Source organism: Comamonas sp. wu1-DMT, assembly GCF_040187805.1.
In the GTDB taxonomy this organism is placed as follows: Bacteria; Pseudomonadota; Gammaproteobacteria; order Burkholderiales; family Burkholderiaceae_C; genus Comamonas; species Comamonas thiooxydans.
The window spans coordinates 1-14,228 of sequence record NZ_JBANEM010000018.1 but is presented as its reverse complement, the minus strand read 5'-3'; the positions used below and the strand labels follow the sequence as shown (position 1 = coordinate 14,228).

Sequence of the window (14,228 nt, the reverse complement as noted above, 5' to 3'; positions counted from 1 at the left end):
TGGTACTACCGACTGGTGCCGTCATGGTGGCTATCGCGGCTTTGACATTTCATCCCGCGCAAGCGCGCGCCGATGATCTTTCGTGGCTGCCTGCGCAGGCGCAAGTCGAAGCGGCGATAAAAATCCAGCCGGTCGTGAATGCCGCAGCCGCTCGCTTGGACGCGGCGGCCGCCACGCAAAGCGCCCTTGAAGCCGGTAGCCACGAATTTGAACTCAGTAGTGGCCTACAACGTCGCAACGTGACCAACGAAGCGCGTCGCTACAACGAATGGGAAATCCAGCTCAGCCGTGCTGTTCGCTTGCCAAACAAGGCGCGTATAGATCGGGACATCGGCAGCCGCACCCGTAGGGTGGCCGATATGCGCCTTGAAGATGCCGAGCACCAAATGGCAAGGCGACTGTTGGAAGTCTGGGCCGGATGGCTGCGCAGTTTCGTCGTAGTCGACGAGATGCAAGCTCAGGAAAAGTTGCTTAGACGTGAGCAGGAAGCAATGGCCCGCCGCGTGGCCCTGGGCGATGCAGCGCAGCGGGACAGCGACGTTCTGCAAGCCGAACGCGCGATGCTTGCAGCCCAGGTTAGCGCTGCGCGCGACGCAGAACGGGCAGCACGACAAACGATGGTGATCGAGTTCCCGGGCATTGAGATTCCCGCGCGGCCATCCACGCTGCCAGATCCCGATCCTTTGCCGGGCGGGGTACAGGAGTGGCTGGCGCGAATTGTGCGACAAAGCGTCGAAATCGGCATTGCCGATGGAGAGGCAGCGCGCCTTGCCAAGGTGGCCGAGCGAGCTCGCGCCAACCGCACGCCCGACCCCACAGTCGGGGTACGGATGATGTCTGAACGCGGTGGGACGGAACGTGTCATTGGCGTTGTCCTGACGGTGCCATTTGGCACTGACTATCGCAGTGCAATGGCTGCCACGGAAAGCGCCAACGCAGCTGCCGCAGAGGCAGAGGCGCTCGGCGTGCGGCGCGCGGTGGAGCAAAGTGCGTGGGTAGCCGCGCAGGCAGCTGAAAGTAAGCGCACGCAGTGGCAGTCATTCGCGCAGGCGCTGGCCGCGCAGACCACGGCCAGCAACCGCACGCGGCGAGCTTGGGAACTGGGAGAGGCCCCCTTGGCCGAATACCTCTTGACGTTGCGAAACCTGCGCCAGACACGCCTCGGTGAGGCACAGGCTCGCATCGATGCGCTGCAAGCGTCAGCACTGGTGCGTATCGATGCGCATGCGCTGTGGCATTCGAAGGGGGCACATGCCGATGCCCCTCAATGAATCCCGACTACTGGGCAACGCCCCACTATCCAACGCACCATTCGCACCTCGATTCTTAATCACTCATTTAGCGCTACCAGCGGGTGCGGCGCTGATCATCAGCAGTCTATTGATGGATGGCGGTGGGGACTTCTGGGTCGCCGATCATCTCTATCGCTTGCAGGGCAGCCGATGGGCTTTGCGGGATGCCTGGCTAACCAGCAACCTGCTGCATCGTGGTGGGAAGAATCTTTCCACCTTCCTGGCAATTGCGGTTGCAGCAACGTGCATCTGGGCTTGGAGAAAAAAACGTAGCAACAAATGCTCGGCATACCTACGCTGGCCGCTACTGTATCTTTTTTGTGCGTACTTGATCGGGGCACTGACGGTTTCGGCGCTGAAATCGTTCACTAACATGGATTGCCCCTGGAACTTGGTGCGCTATGGCGGAACGCGAGTGTTTGTGGGCCTGTTTGAAACACGCCCGCCCGGTATGCCGCGCGGTGTGTGCTTTCCCGCAGGGCATGCAAGTGCCGGATATGCATGGGTCAGCCTATATTTCTTTACCTTGATGGTTCGTCCTGCCTGGCGTTGGATGGCCTTGGCTGCAAGTTTGATGATAGGTGCCATCTTTGGATGGACCCAGCAGGTGCGCGGAGCCCACTTCCTTTCCCATGACTTGTGGACGCTCCTGATTTGTTGGGTCGTTGCCTTGGGTCTTTTCATGGTCTGGCAACGCTGGTTTGTTGATGGCTCAGGCGATGTCTATTCATCGGGGTTCCAAGCATGAGAACTTTCAAACAGGCTCTCGGTCTGATGCCGCGATTCAGAACTGCAAACCTCAAGGACCTAAGCCATTGGCGACCACAATGCAGCGTCGAGTGGCTGATCTTGATGACCAGTATTTTCTTTGCACTAGCCTGCAATGGTCTATTTTGGAGTAGCGCCTTAGGCGTCCAGTCCAGCTTACGCATGGGTACATCCGTACTGCTGTTTCTGGTGGGAATTCACAGTCTGCTGTTGAGTTTGGTTGTGTGGCGCTGGAATGCCAAGGTTTTACTTGCGGTGCTTTTTGTTGCCTCTGCCCTCGCAACACATTACATGCGCAGCTTTCATATCTACCTCGATTCGAGCATGTTGCGCAATGTTCTAGCCACAGACTTCAAGGAAAGTCGCGAGCTACTGACGCCTGCATTGATTGCTCCACTAAGCCTACTGGCAGTAGTTCCGATTATTTTTCTTTGGCGAATCCGATTGCTCGGGCGTACTTGGCTGAAAGCAACCGTGTGGCGTATGGGATTGATGCTGTTTTCGACACTGATGATTTCGGGCGGTGTCATGCTGTCATTTCAGGACATGTCCGCACTGATGAGAAATCATCGCGAAGTGCGATACTTGATTACACCGGGAAACTATCTGGTGGGTTTGCCGAAGGCACTGACAGGTTCCTCTATCACGCAGTCCGCCGAAAAAATACCCATTGGAGCTGATGCCGTTGCAACAGTCAGGCCCGAAGGCAGTCGGCCACGTTTATTAGTCTTTGTCGTAGGCGAGACGGCTCGCGCCCAAAACTGGGGATTGAACGGCTATGCACGCGAAACAACGCCTCAATTGACTCAGATGGGTGTGATCAATTTCTCCGACATGCACTCCTGTGGAACTAATACCGAGGTTTCTGTGCCTTGCATGTTCTCGTCCTTTGGTCGCCGAAACTACGATGAAGACAAGATTCGCTCACACCAATCCTTACTGCATGTTCTGGAGCGCGCCGGTATTACCACCTTATGGAGAGATAACCAGTCAGGTTGCAAAGGGGTGTGCGATGGTCTCGAATATCAAAGCCTAGGGAATGCACAAAGTTCCTCTTTATGCGTTGATGGTCGGTGTTTCGATGAGATTTTGCTTGAAGACTTACCAGCTCAGGCTCGCAAAAATCCCGGTGATCGTGTGATTTTTTTGCACCAGCTTGGAAATCATGGCCCCAGCTACTTTCAACGATACCCAGCAGCGTATCGAAAATTCATCCCAACATGCGACACACCGGAAATGGGGAAATGCACCCGCGAACAGATTGTGAATAGCTACGACAACGCTATTCTCTACACAGATCATTTCCTAACCCAAGTCATTAAAAAATTGCAGGGCCTTTCCGACTACGACACAGCTATGATATTCGTCTCGGATCACGGCGAATCCCTGGGCGAGAAGGGACTTTTTCTGCACGGCATGCCTTATGCGATTGCTCCACAAGAGCAGACTCGTGTTCCTTTGGTTATGTGGTTCTCTTCAACGTTTACTCAAAGTCGAGGGCTGAATATTGGCTGTTTGAGTGAGCGAGCCCGCTCTTATGCGAATCACGACGCATTGTTTTCGTCTGTCTTGGGGCTAATGCAGGTTAAAACAAGTGAGTACGATAGGAATTTCGATTTTTTCTTTGGCTGTGATGATAAGAATATATAAGAGTTGTTCTCATGAAAGATAAAAAACACACAATCGCAGCTGATTCCATGTCCGCATTCGAAAATAAACAAAAATCTCGCCGAGGAATATTGAGAATTTGGCATGCGTCCCATTACTCAATTCAGGGATTGCGCGCTGGATGGAATGAGCCGGCCTTTAGACTTGAGTCAGTATTTTCCTTTGTGTTGGTCCCATTGGCCTTCTGGTTGGGGCAGGGATGGGTCGAAGTCGCTCTTCTCTCAGGAAGTATCCTTATTTTGATGATTGTGGAGCTACTCAATACTGCTGTGGAATCGGCGATTGATCGTATTGGCCCTCAATGGCATGAGCTATCAAAGCGTGCAAAGGACATGGGAAGCGCTGCCGTGCTGTTAGCCACTTTGCTGACTGGGGGGGGTTTGGCTGTCAGCACTCTGGCAAAGGCTGATTAATTAGCCGCGCAAATGAAATTAGACGAATTAAAGTGGAGTGAGCACAATGGAGCTTCGACATCTTCGCTGCTTTCTCATCGTTGCGGAGGAACTTCATTTCGCTCGCGCCGCTGAACGACTACATATCGACCAATCTCCACTTTCACGCACTATCAAAGAATTAGAAGAGGAACTTGGTGCTCGTTTATTCATTCGTACTACCCGAAGCACTCAACTAACCCGTGCCGGGCGACAGCTTTTGGAGCATGTCCCGCGCATTTTTACCGCATTGGATCAGGCCCGTGATGGCGTCAAGTCTGCCACCAACGGATTTTTAGGCCAGTTACGCATTGCCTTGTCTGATGGTGTAACACCCACACGATTGTCAACTTTGCTGGCGCGATGCCGTGAAGAGGACCCTGAAGTTGAGATGCGTCTGTTTGAGGTGCCGCTCGGGCTGCAGATCAAGGGTTTGCATGAAGATCTGTATGACGTAGGTTTTTCGATGGCAGAGGATGGAGGCGATGGTATCTTGGTCACACCTGCTTGGGAAGATGAACTGATGGTAGCGGTGCCAGCCCGCCATCCCGTGCTCGCCTTCAAACAGGTTCCGCTGAAAGAAGTGCTGCGCTATCCGTTGGCACTGGGCGACCCGGCGGTCTGCGAAGGCCACGCGCGGCAGATCGATCGTTTTCTGCGCAAGCTCGATCAGGAGCCGCTGATTGCGCAGCGCGTGGCAACCTTCGACGTGATGATGACGCTGGTTTCCGCTGGCCTGGCTTTGGGCCTAGCGGGCGAGGCGCATATCGCCTCCAGCCGCGAGCCGGGTGTCGTGGCCCGCCGCTTGGCAGGCAAGCCATACATGCTTACGACCTATCTGCTACGCCGCGATGCGGAGCCGTCCGAGATGCTGGCTCGGTTCATCGAGCGTGTGGCCTTCATTGATTCGGCAGACGGTATCGACGCTGCCGACGATGCCTGAACCATCCGACGAAAGGACTGGAATCATGAACAGAGTGATGCTACTGATGCTGACCGTCGCACTGACCGCATGTGGCTCGTCTCAACCTTCGGAAACCGTGGATTTCCTCGCGGCGCATCCCGAGCGCATCAAGGAGATTCAACGGCAATGCAAGGAAGATCGCACAAAAGTCGGTGATGAACTTTGCCGCCGTGCTGCCGAAGCCGCCAATCGGCGTTTCTTCGGTGACCGACCTGAGCAGAAGTCCAAATAGCTCTGTTGTAGTCGCTTCGCAGCGACAAAGTTCTCGCTGACACCTCACTACGCCGCAACGCGCTCCCGTCTGCGGCGTTTTTATTGCCTTCGCTCCTGCAAGAAATCAGGCTTTTTCGGCCTAAATCCCCGCCATAACGGTCTTTGACCGACCTATGCACACGCCTTGATCCTGATGCACGCGGCACGTTGTTGTGCCGTGATTGGAGGCGGGATCATGCAAGGGACGAACGTGCTGTTCGGTCAGATCGCCGTGGTATTCGGCATCGTGATCGCCGGCGTGTGGGCAGCCACACAATGGACAGCCGCCGCCCTGGGCTATCAGCTACGCCTTGGCTCGCCCTGGTTCGACTTCTTCGGTACGCCGGTCTATCACCCGTGGCGGCTGTTCGAGTGGTGGTTCTTCTTCGATGCCTACGCGCCCAGCGTCTTTGACATCGGCGGCGCCATTGCGGGTGGCAGCGGCCTGGTGGCCGTGCTGGTGGCCATCGGCATGTCGATCTGGCGCTCGCGGCAATCGCGCCTGGTCACGACCTACGGCTCGGCGCGCTGGGCGAACGCGGATGACATTCGCGAGGCCGGTCTCACGCAGCCGGACGGCGTGTTCCTCGGCCAGCACGAACGCCAGTACCTGCGCCACGAAGGTCCGGAACACGTCCTGACCTTCGCACCAACCCGCTCGGGCAAAGGCGTGGGCCTGGTGGTGCCCACCTTGTTGAGCTGGCCCGCGTCCGCCGTCATCCATGACATCAAAGGCGAGAACTGGCAGATCACCGCAGGCTGGCGCTCGCGCTTCTCGCATTGCCTGCTGTTCAACCCGACCGATGCGAAGTCAGCGGCCTACAACCCGCTGCTGGAGGTGCGTCGCGGCGCCCATGAGGTGCGCGACGTGCAGAACATCGCGGACATCCTGGTCGATCCCGAAGGCGCGCTGGAGCGGCGCAACCATTGGGAGAAGACCAGCCATGCTCTGCTGGTCGGCGCCATCCTGCACGTGCTCTATGCGGGCGAGGACAAGACGCTGCGCGGCGTCGCCAACTTCCTCTCCGATCCGGCTTGCCCATTCGAGCTGACGCTGCACCGGATGATGACCACGCCGCATCTCGGCTATGGCCCGCATCCGGTCGTCGCATCGGCGGCGCGCGAAGTGCTCAACAAGTCGGACAACGAGCGTTCCGGCGTGTTGAGCACGGCCATGTCGTTCCTCGGCCTGTACCGCGACCCTACGGTGGCCGAAGTCACGTCGCGTTGCGATTGGCGCATTGCCGACCTGATCGCGGCCGAGCATCCGGTATCGCTGTACCTTGTGGTGCCGCCTTCAGATATTTCGCGGACGAAGCCGCTGATCCGCCTGATCCTCAATCAGATCGGGCGACGGCTGACGGAATCGCTCGATGGCTCCGACGGCATCGAGCGCCGCCACAAGCTGCTGCTGATGCTTGACGAGTTCCCGGCGCTCGGGCGGCTCGACTTCTTCGAGACGGCACTGGCCTTCATGGCGGGCTATGGCATTCGCAGCTTTCTCATCGCGCAGTCGCTCAATCAGATCGACAAGGCGTATGGGCAGAACCATTCGATTCTGGACAACTGCCATGTCCGCGTGACGTTCGCCACCAACGACGAACGCACGGCCAAGCGGATCTCCGAAACGCTGGGCACTGCAACCGAGCTGCGCGCACAGCGCAACTACGCAGGCCACCGGCTCGCGCCGTGGCTGGGCCACCTGATGGTGTCGCGCCAGGAGACCGCGCGCCCACTGCTGACGCCGGGCGAAGTGATGCAGTTACCGCCGGATGAAGCCGTGGTGATGGTGTCCAGCGTGGCGCCGATCAAGGCCAAAAAGCTGCGCTATTACGCGGACACCAATTTCAAGCGGCGCGTGCTGCCGCCGCCCGTGCTTGCGGCCGGACGCTATGCCGACGTTCCGCCCTCGCGAGCCGACGACTGGAGCGGGCTGGCGATTCCCGCCGTGCCTGCCGCACCGGCCACTGCACCTACTGATGGCCTGGAGCACTTGGGTTCGGCCGACGACGGCGGACCGCGCCGTCAGCCCGAACTTTCCGAAGCCGTCGCCTACGACCCCGAGCTGGCCGCGTCCGCAGCCGACCTCGGGTTGCTCGATGACGATGACGACCTGCCGCTTCCCCTTCCTCGCCAGCTTGACCCGGCCATGCAGCGCACGGCCCGGCTGGCTTCCCTCGACCCCAACGACGGAATCGAGCTATGAGCCACTACCGCCTCAACCTGTTCATCCAGCCGGAGCATGCCAAGCGTCTGGACGAGCTGGCCGCCAAGAAAGGCGTATCGAAATCCAGCATCGTCGCGGCGGCGCTCGCATCGTGGCTGTCGCCCGATGCTGCCGACCAGCGCGAGGCAGCGATTGCCAAGCGGCTTGATCGCCTCTCGCGCCAGGCCGAGCGCATGGAGCGCGACCAGAACATCGCCATCGAAACGCTGGCGCTGTTCATCCGCTATTACCTCACGGTCAGCACGCCAGTTCCCGAGGCGCACCAAGACGCGGCACGCGCACAGGGCAAAGCGCGCTTCGAGCAGTTCGTTGAACAGTTGGGTCGCCACCTGCTGCGCGGTCGAAGCCTGGTGCGCGATGTGGTGGAGGAACTGCACCCCGACCCGGCGCGGATGGATGACGCGGCGGCAGTTGCCGAAGCGCAAGAGCGCGCCTCATGAGCGTCGCACCTTCGTCCTTCGCCACCTCGCTCGACCGCCGCATTCAGATGCTGCGCACGGCGATGGGGCCGCTGATCGCTGCCGCGCTCGAAGACCCGGACGTGGTGGAAGTCATGCTCAATCCTGATCGCACCCTTTGGGTGGATCGGCTTTCATCGGGCCGCGCACCGATGGGCGTGGAGCTGTCCGAGGCGGACGGCGAGCGAATCATCCGCCTTGTCGCCGCCCACGTTGGCGCAGAAGTCCATCGCGGCCAGCCGCTACTGTCCGCCGAACTGCCCGAAACCGGCGAACGCTTCGAGGGTATCTTGCCGCCCGCCGCGCCAGGGCCGGCCTTCGCGCTGCGGAAGCGCGCCATCGGTGTGATTCCGCTGGAGCGGTACGTCATCGACGGGATGATGACCAGCGCGCAGGCGGGCTTTCTCGTTCGTGCCGTGCGCGAGCGGCAGAACGTCCTGATCGCCGGCGCCACCAGCAGCGGCAAGACCACGCTCGCCAATGCGCTGCTGGCCGAGATCGCCGCCACGGGCGACCGCGTGCTGGTGCTCGAAGACACGGTGGAACTGCAATGCGCGGCCCGCGACCACGTTCCGCTGCGCACCCGCGCAGGCGTGGTGTCGATGACCGAGCTTGTGCGCTCGTCCATGCGCCTGCGGCCTGACCGCGTGGTCGTGGGCGAGGTGCGCGGCGCCGAGGCGCTGGATCTCATCAAGGTGTGGGGCACGGGCCATCCGGGTGGCATTGCCACGATCCACGCCGGCTCCGCCCTCGGCGCGCTGCTGCGCCTGGAGCAACTGATTCTCGAAGTGGCGGTGAACCCGCCCCGCGCGCTGATCGCCGAGGCGGTCAACGTGGTGATCCACATCGCCGGGCGCGGACGCAAGCGCCGCATCGAGAGCATCGCCCGCGTCGTCGGCTTCGACGGCGTGGGTTACCGACTGGCGGATGCGATGGACGCGCCGTTTCCCGAGCTGCCGCCACTTCCCGATGCCGCACCCGCTGCGGCGACTTCCCCATCCCTCGACCTTTCTGGAGAACTGCCATGACGCACGTTGATGCTTTCCGTATTTCTGTAAATCCGCTTTCCCGCCGCTCCAGTCCCGCGCGGCTGGATGGCCTGGCCCGCCCGGCCATGCAAGGCTTGATGCTCGCTGCCTTCATGCTGCTGCTTGCGGGCACTGCACAGGCCGCCGGTTCCTCGATGCCGTGGGAAGGCCCGCTGCAATCCATCCTTGAATCCATCCAGGGGCCGGTGGCGCGCATCGTCGCGGTCATCATCATCATCGCCACGGGCCTCGCGCTCGCGTTCGGCGACACGTCGGGCGGCTTTCGCAAGCTGATCCAGATCGTGTTCGGCTTGAGCATCGCCTTCGCCGCGTCCTCGTTCTTCCTGTCGTTCTTCAGCTTCTCGGGCGGGGCCGTCGTATGAGTGCCCCGGACACCTTCGCGGCCGGGTTCGAGGTGCCGCTGCATCGCTCGCTCACCGAGCCGATCCTGCTGGGCGGCGCACCGCGCACCGTGGCGATCGCCAACGGCACCTTGGCCGCCGCTGTCGGGCTGGGCCTGCAACTGTGGATTCCCGGTGTCGTGCTCTGGATCGTCGGCCATTCGCTGGCGATGCGGGGCGCGCGCGTCGATCCGCAGTTCATGGCCGTGTTCGCGCGGCACATCAAGCACCGCCCGCTGCTGGACGTGTAGGGGAGGACGCCGCGATGCTGAACCTCGCCGAATACCGCCAGCGACCGGCCTTGCTCGCCGACTGGCTGCCCTGGGCCGGACTGGTGGCACCGGGCGTCGTCTTGAACAAGGACGGCAGCTTCCAGCGCACGGCGCGCTTTCGTGGCCCCGACCTCGACAGCGCGACGCAAGGCGAGCTGATCGCCACATCGGCGCGCTTGAACAACGCGCTGCGCCGCCTGGGTTCGGGCTGGGCGCTGTTCATCGAAGCCGAGCGCCGGTCTGCCGCCGACTACCCGCACTCCGATTTCCCCGAACCGCTGTCCTGGCTGGTCGATGAAGAACGCCGCGCCGCCTTCGAGGATTCGGGCAACCACTTCGAGAGCGGCTATCACCTGACGCTGGCCTACCTGCCGTCCGAGGAATCCCGTGCTCGGGCCGCGGGCCTGCTGTACGAAAACCGGCCCACCGAAGGCGTGGATTGGCGCGAGCGGCTGCACGCCTTCGTCGCTGAAACGGATCGCATCTTCGACCTGCTCGATGGCGTGATGCCGGAGATCGCCTGGCTTGATGACAGCCAGACGTTGACCTACCTGCATTCGACCGTCTCGACGCGCCGCTACCGCGTCGGCGTTCCCGAAGTGCCGTTCCACATCGACGCGCTGCTGACCGATTCCGCGCTGGTCGGTGGCCTGGCGCCGATGCTGGGCGACCAGCACCTGCGCGTGGTGTCGGTGCGCGGTTTCCCGACCTCGACCTGGCCGGGGATTCTGGACGACCTCAACCGCCTGGGCTTCGCGTATCGCTGGAGTACGCGCTTTCTGTGCCTCGACAAAGCCGAGGCGGAAAAAGAACTCGCCCGACTGCGCCGCCAGTGGTTTGCGAAAAGGAAGAACGTCATCGCGTTGCTGCGCGAGACGATCTTCCAGCAGGAAAGCCCGCTGGTCGATACCGACGCCAACAACAAGGCCGCCGACGCCGATGCTGCCTTGCAGGAGCTGGGCAGCGATCAGGTCGCCTTCGGCTACCTGACGGCGACCGTCACCGTCATGGACGCGGACGCCGCCGTTGCCGACGAGAAGCTGCGCATGGTGGAGCGCGTCATCCAGGGGCGCGGCTTCGTCACCATCCCCGAAACGCTCAACGCCGTGGATGCGTGGCTGTCGTCCATTCCGGGCAACGCATACGCCAATGTCCGCCAGCCCATCGTCTCGACGCTGAACCTGGCGCACATGATGCCGGTGTCGGCGGTATGGGCCGGCCAGGAACGCAATGCGCATCTCGATGGGCCGCCGCTGATCGTCACGCGCACAGACGGCGCCACGCCGTTCCGGCTGGTGACGCACATCGGCGACGTGGGCAACACGCTGGTGGTTGGCCCCATCGGCATGGGCAAGTCGGTGCTGCTGGCGACGATGGCGATGCAGTTCCGCCGCTATCGCGGCTCGCGCATCTTCGCCTTCGACATGGGGCGCTCGATCCGCGCGGCCATCCTGGGCATGGGCGGCGAGCACTACGACCTGGGCGCGGACGACGAGATCGCCTTCCAGCCGCTGGCGCGCATCGACCGAGAGGGCTACCGCACCTGGGCCAGCGAATGGGTGGAAGGCCGCCTGCTGCACGAAGGCGCGGCCGTCGGCCCGGACGAGAAGGCGGCCATCTGGTCTGCGCTGGGGAGCCTGGCCAGCGCGCCGGTGGAGCAGCGCACGCTCACGGGCCTGACGGCCTTGCTGCAATCGAACACCTTGCGCCAGGCACTCGCGCCCTACGTCCTGGGCGGCGCGCACGGCAGGCTGCTGGATGCCGACCACGACCGCCTCGGCACATCCGACGTGCAGGCGTTCGAGATGGAGGAGCTGATGCACAGCAAGGCTGCTGTGCTCGCGGTGCTGCGCTACCTGTTCGCGCGCTTCGAGGAGCGGCTGGATGGTGCGCCCACGCTGCTGATCCTCGATGAAGCCTGGCTGTTCCTCGATGACCCGGTGTTTGCGGCGCGCATCCGCCAGTGGCTCAAGACGCTGCGCAAGAAGAACGTCAGTGTCATCTTCGCCACGCAGTCGCTCGCGGACGTGAAGGATTCGGCCATCGCGCCGGCCATCATCGAAAGCTGCGCGAGCCGGATTTTCTTGCCGAACCCGCAAGCGACCGAACCGCAGATTCGCGCGATCTACGAGGGCTTCGGCCTCAACAGCCGGCAGATCGAGATCGTCGCCACCGCGCAGCCCAAGCGCGACTACTACTACCAATCCCGCCTCGGCAACCGCGTGTTCGACCTCGACCTGGGGCCGGCGACGCTGGCCTTCGCGGGTGCTTCCACGCCGCAAGACCAGCGCGCCATTGATGAGGTTCTTGGCCGCGTGCCGCAGGACGCCGGCGTGCCCGGCTTCGCGGGCGCCTGGCTGCGCCATCGCGGCCTCGATTGGGCGGCCGACCTGCTGCCCTCGTTCCCCGGCTACGCGCCGGGTTCCCTCCGTACCGCTGACCACCCCCAGGAGAACCAACTATGAAATTGCATACCCCCAAGCTCGCCGCGTTGACCGCCGCCTGCGTGCTCGCATTCGGCATCGCGCAACCCGCCCACGCCTTGTTCGGCGTCGGCGACATCGTGCTCGACCCGACCAATCTGGTGCAGAACACGCTCACCGCCGTTCGCACGCTGGAGCAGATCAATAACCAGATCCAGCAACTCCAGCACGAAGCGCAGATGCTCATTAACCAGGCGCGCAACCTGGCCAGCCTGCCGTCCAGCGTGGTCGGCCAGTTGCGCGCGAACCTGGCGACCACCCAGCGACTGATCGCGCAGGCCAAGGGCTTGGCCTACGAAGTGACAAGCATCGACCGCGAATTCGTGCGCCTGTATCCCGAGAAGTACGCCGCCACGGTGAGCGGCAATCAGATGTACCTCGATGCGCAGGAGCGTTGGAAGAACACGCTCAACGGCCTGCAAACGACCATGCAGATGCAGGCCCAGGCGTCGCAGAACCTGAGCGACGACGAAAGCGTGCTGGCCGACCTCGTGGGCAAGAGCCAGTCGGCCGAGGGCGCGCTGCAAGCGATGCAGGCCATGAACCAGTTGCTGGCCTTGCAGGCCAAGCAGTCGATCCAGACGCAGCGGCTCCAGATCACGCAAGACCGCGCGGCCTCGCTGGAACTGGCGCGGCAGGCGGCGGCCACGGAGCGCGGGCGCGAAGTGACGCGCCGCTTCCTGGGCGAAGGCACGCCGTACACGCCGCAGCCCGTCAATTTCTACAACCGCTGACGGAGGCTGCCATGCAACGCACGCCCGTCGTGTTTGCTTTCGCCATTCATGCGCTGGTGCTGGCCGGATGTGACCGGCCGCAGCAAGTGTCGGTGAATGCGCTCGCCGCCGACCCGGCCCGGTTGCACGCGCTGCGCGCGCAGTGCCGCGCGGGCGCGCACGACGGCGCGTTTTGCGCGCAGGTGGCACAGGCCGACCTGCGGCGCTTTCTCTCCGGCCAGGCCGGGCCGAATGAGTACCAGACGCTGGCCGACCTGCCGCCGATCCCGCCCAGCTTCGATGAACCCGCCGATGGCAGCGCGGCAATCGCTCTGCCTGGGCAGGAGGACTCGCCATGAACGACGTGACGGTCATCGACCGCTTCCTCGACACCTTCTCGCGCTACATCGACTCGGGCTTTGGCCTGTTGCACGGCGAAGTGGCGTTTCTGACCGTCACGCTGATCGTCATCGACATGACGCTCGCCGGGCTGTTCTGGGCGATGAGCCATGCCACCGGCCAGGGCGAGGACGTGATCGCCAAGCTGATCCGCAAGGTGCTGTACGTCGGCGCCTTCGCCTACATCATCGGCAACTTCAACTGGTTGGCTGGCATCGTGTTCCGCTCCTTCGCCGGGCTGGGCCTGACGGCCAGCGGCTCGACCCTGAGCATGGAGAACTTCCTGCAACCGGGCCGGCTGGCGAAGGTCGGCATCGACGCCGGTGCGCCGATCCTGAAACAGATCGGCGACATGGCGGGCTTCCCCGAAGTCTTCGTGAACATCACGCCCATCGTCGTGATGTTCCTCGCTTGGCTGATCGTCCTGCTGTGCTTCTTCGTGCTGGCGATCCAGCTTTTCATCACGCTGATCGAGTTCAAGCTGACCACGCTTGCCGGCTTCGTGCTGGTGCCGTTCGCGCTCTGGAACAAGACCGCATTTCTCGCCGAGAAGGTGCTGGGCAACGTGGTGTCGTCCGGCATCAAGGTGCTGGTGCTGGCGGTGATCGTGGGCATCGGCTCGGGCCTGTTCGCCGAGTTTCAGGTACAGCCCGCCGAACCATCCATCGACCACTCCGTGGTCGTGATGCTGGCCTCGCTGACGCTGCTGGCCTTGGGCATCTTCGGGCCGGGCATTGCAACCGGGCTGGTGTCCGGCGGCCCGCAGCTCGGCGCAGGTGCGATGGCCGGTGCGGCGCTGGGCGCGGCCGGCGCTGCTGTTGCCGTGGGCGCTGCGGCTACGGGCGTCGGCGGCGCAGTCGCCGCCGGGGCCC

The 14,228-nt window shown here is 62.3% G+C and carries 14 protein-coding genes and 1 pseudogene; all 15 read left to right on the top strand.

Annotation, left to right across the window (positions count from 1 at the left end; translation table 11 throughout):
• Positions 1 to 23 precede the first annotated feature (23 nt).
• Entirely contained in the window at positions 24 to 1,271 is a 1,248-nt protein-coding gene (locus V8Z78_RS21205; RefSeq protein ID WP_349732073.1) for a TolC family protein, read from the top strand.
• The gene (locus tag V8Z78_RS21200) at positions 1,252 to 2,040 is read left to right on the top strand and encodes a phosphatase PAP2 family protein (protein WP_241213182.1); all 789 of its coding nucleotides are present in this window, start codon (positions 1,252 to 1,254) and stop codon (positions 2,038 to 2,040) included. Before V8Z78_RS21205 ends, V8Z78_RS21200 begins: the two co-directional genes overlap by 20 nt.
• Positions 2,037 to 3,710: a phosphoethanolamine transferase gene (locus V8Z78_RS21195; RefSeq protein ID WP_003056147.1), complete on the top strand. Its 1,674-nt coding sequence runs from the start codon at positions 2,037 to 2,039 to the stop codon at positions 3,708 to 3,710. Before V8Z78_RS21200 ends, V8Z78_RS21195 begins: the two co-directional genes overlap by 4 nt.
• A 47-nt stretch (positions 3,711 to 3,757) precedes the next feature.
• A pseudogene (locus V8Z78_RS21190) lies at positions 3,758 to 4,145 on the top strand (diacylglycerol kinase).
• Positions 4,146 to 4,187: 42 nt separating this feature from the next.
• A complete protein-coding gene (locus V8Z78_RS21185) occupies positions 4,188 to 5,102 on the top strand; it encodes a LysR family transcriptional regulator (protein ID WP_012204568.1) in 915 nt (304 codons plus the stop codon).
• Positions 5,103 to 5,127: 25 nt separating this feature from the next.
• The gene (locus V8Z78_RS21180) at positions 5,128 to 5,355 is read left to right on the top strand and encodes an EexN family lipoprotein (protein ID WP_003056142.1); all 228 of its coding nucleotides are present in this window, start codon (positions 5,128 to 5,130) and stop codon (positions 5,353 to 5,355) included.
• A gap of 216 nt (positions 5,356 to 5,571) precedes the next feature.
• The gene (locus tag V8Z78_RS21175) at positions 5,572 to 7,581 is read left to right on the top strand and encodes a conjugal transfer protein TraG (protein WP_003056140.1); all 2,010 of its coding nucleotides are present in this window, start codon (positions 5,572 to 5,574) and stop codon (positions 7,579 to 7,581) included.
• Entirely contained in the window at positions 7,578 to 8,042 is a 465-nt protein-coding gene (locus V8Z78_RS21170) for a ribbon-helix-helix protein, CopG family (RefSeq protein ID WP_003056139.1), read from the top strand. Before V8Z78_RS21175 ends, V8Z78_RS21170 begins: the two co-directional genes overlap by 4 nt.
• Entirely contained in the window at positions 8,039 to 9,088 is a 1,050-nt protein-coding gene (gene trbB / locus V8Z78_RS21165; protein ID WP_003056138.1) for a P-type conjugative transfer ATPase TrbB, read from the top strand. The genes V8Z78_RS21170 and trbB overlap by 4 nt, the downstream gene beginning before the upstream one ends.
• Positions 9,085 to 9,471: a TrbC/VirB2 family type IV secretion system protein gene (locus tag V8Z78_RS21160; protein ID WP_003056137.1), complete on the top strand. Its 387-nt coding sequence runs from the start codon at positions 9,085 to 9,087 to the stop codon at positions 9,469 to 9,471. Before trbB ends, V8Z78_RS21160 begins: the two co-directional genes overlap by 4 nt.
• Positions 9,468 to 9,740 carry a VirB3 family type IV secretion system protein gene (locus V8Z78_RS21155; protein WP_003056130.1) on the top strand — a complete coding sequence of 91 codons (273 nt, stop codon included), beginning with the start codon at positions 9,468 to 9,470 and terminating at the stop codon, positions 9,738 to 9,740. Before V8Z78_RS21160 ends, V8Z78_RS21155 begins: the two co-directional genes overlap by 4 nt.
• 14 nt (positions 9,741 to 9,754) lie before the next feature.
• Positions 9,755 to 12,226, top strand: a complete 2,472-nt coding sequence (gene trbE / locus V8Z78_RS21150) for a conjugal transfer protein TrbE (protein ID WP_003056125.1) — start codon at positions 9,755 to 9,757, stop codon at positions 12,224 to 12,226.
• Positions 12,223 to 12,978: a P-type conjugative transfer protein TrbJ gene (gene trbJ, locus V8Z78_RS21145; protein ID WP_003056124.1), complete on the top strand. Its 756-nt coding sequence runs from the start codon at positions 12,223 to 12,225 to the stop codon at positions 12,976 to 12,978. The genes trbE and trbJ overlap by 4 nt, the downstream gene beginning before the upstream one ends.
• A gap of 11 nt (positions 12,979 to 12,989) precedes the next feature.
• Positions 12,990 to 13,316, top strand: a complete 327-nt coding sequence (locus V8Z78_RS21140; protein WP_003056123.1) for an EexN family lipoprotein — start codon at positions 12,990 to 12,992, stop codon at positions 13,314 to 13,316.
• Positions 13,313 to 14,228, top strand: a 916-nt coding sequence (trbL, locus tag V8Z78_RS21135; RefSeq protein ID WP_349732072.1) for a P-type conjugative transfer protein TrbL, incomplete at its 3' end; no start/stop codon positions are given. The genes V8Z78_RS21140 and trbL, both read left to right, overlap by 4 nt.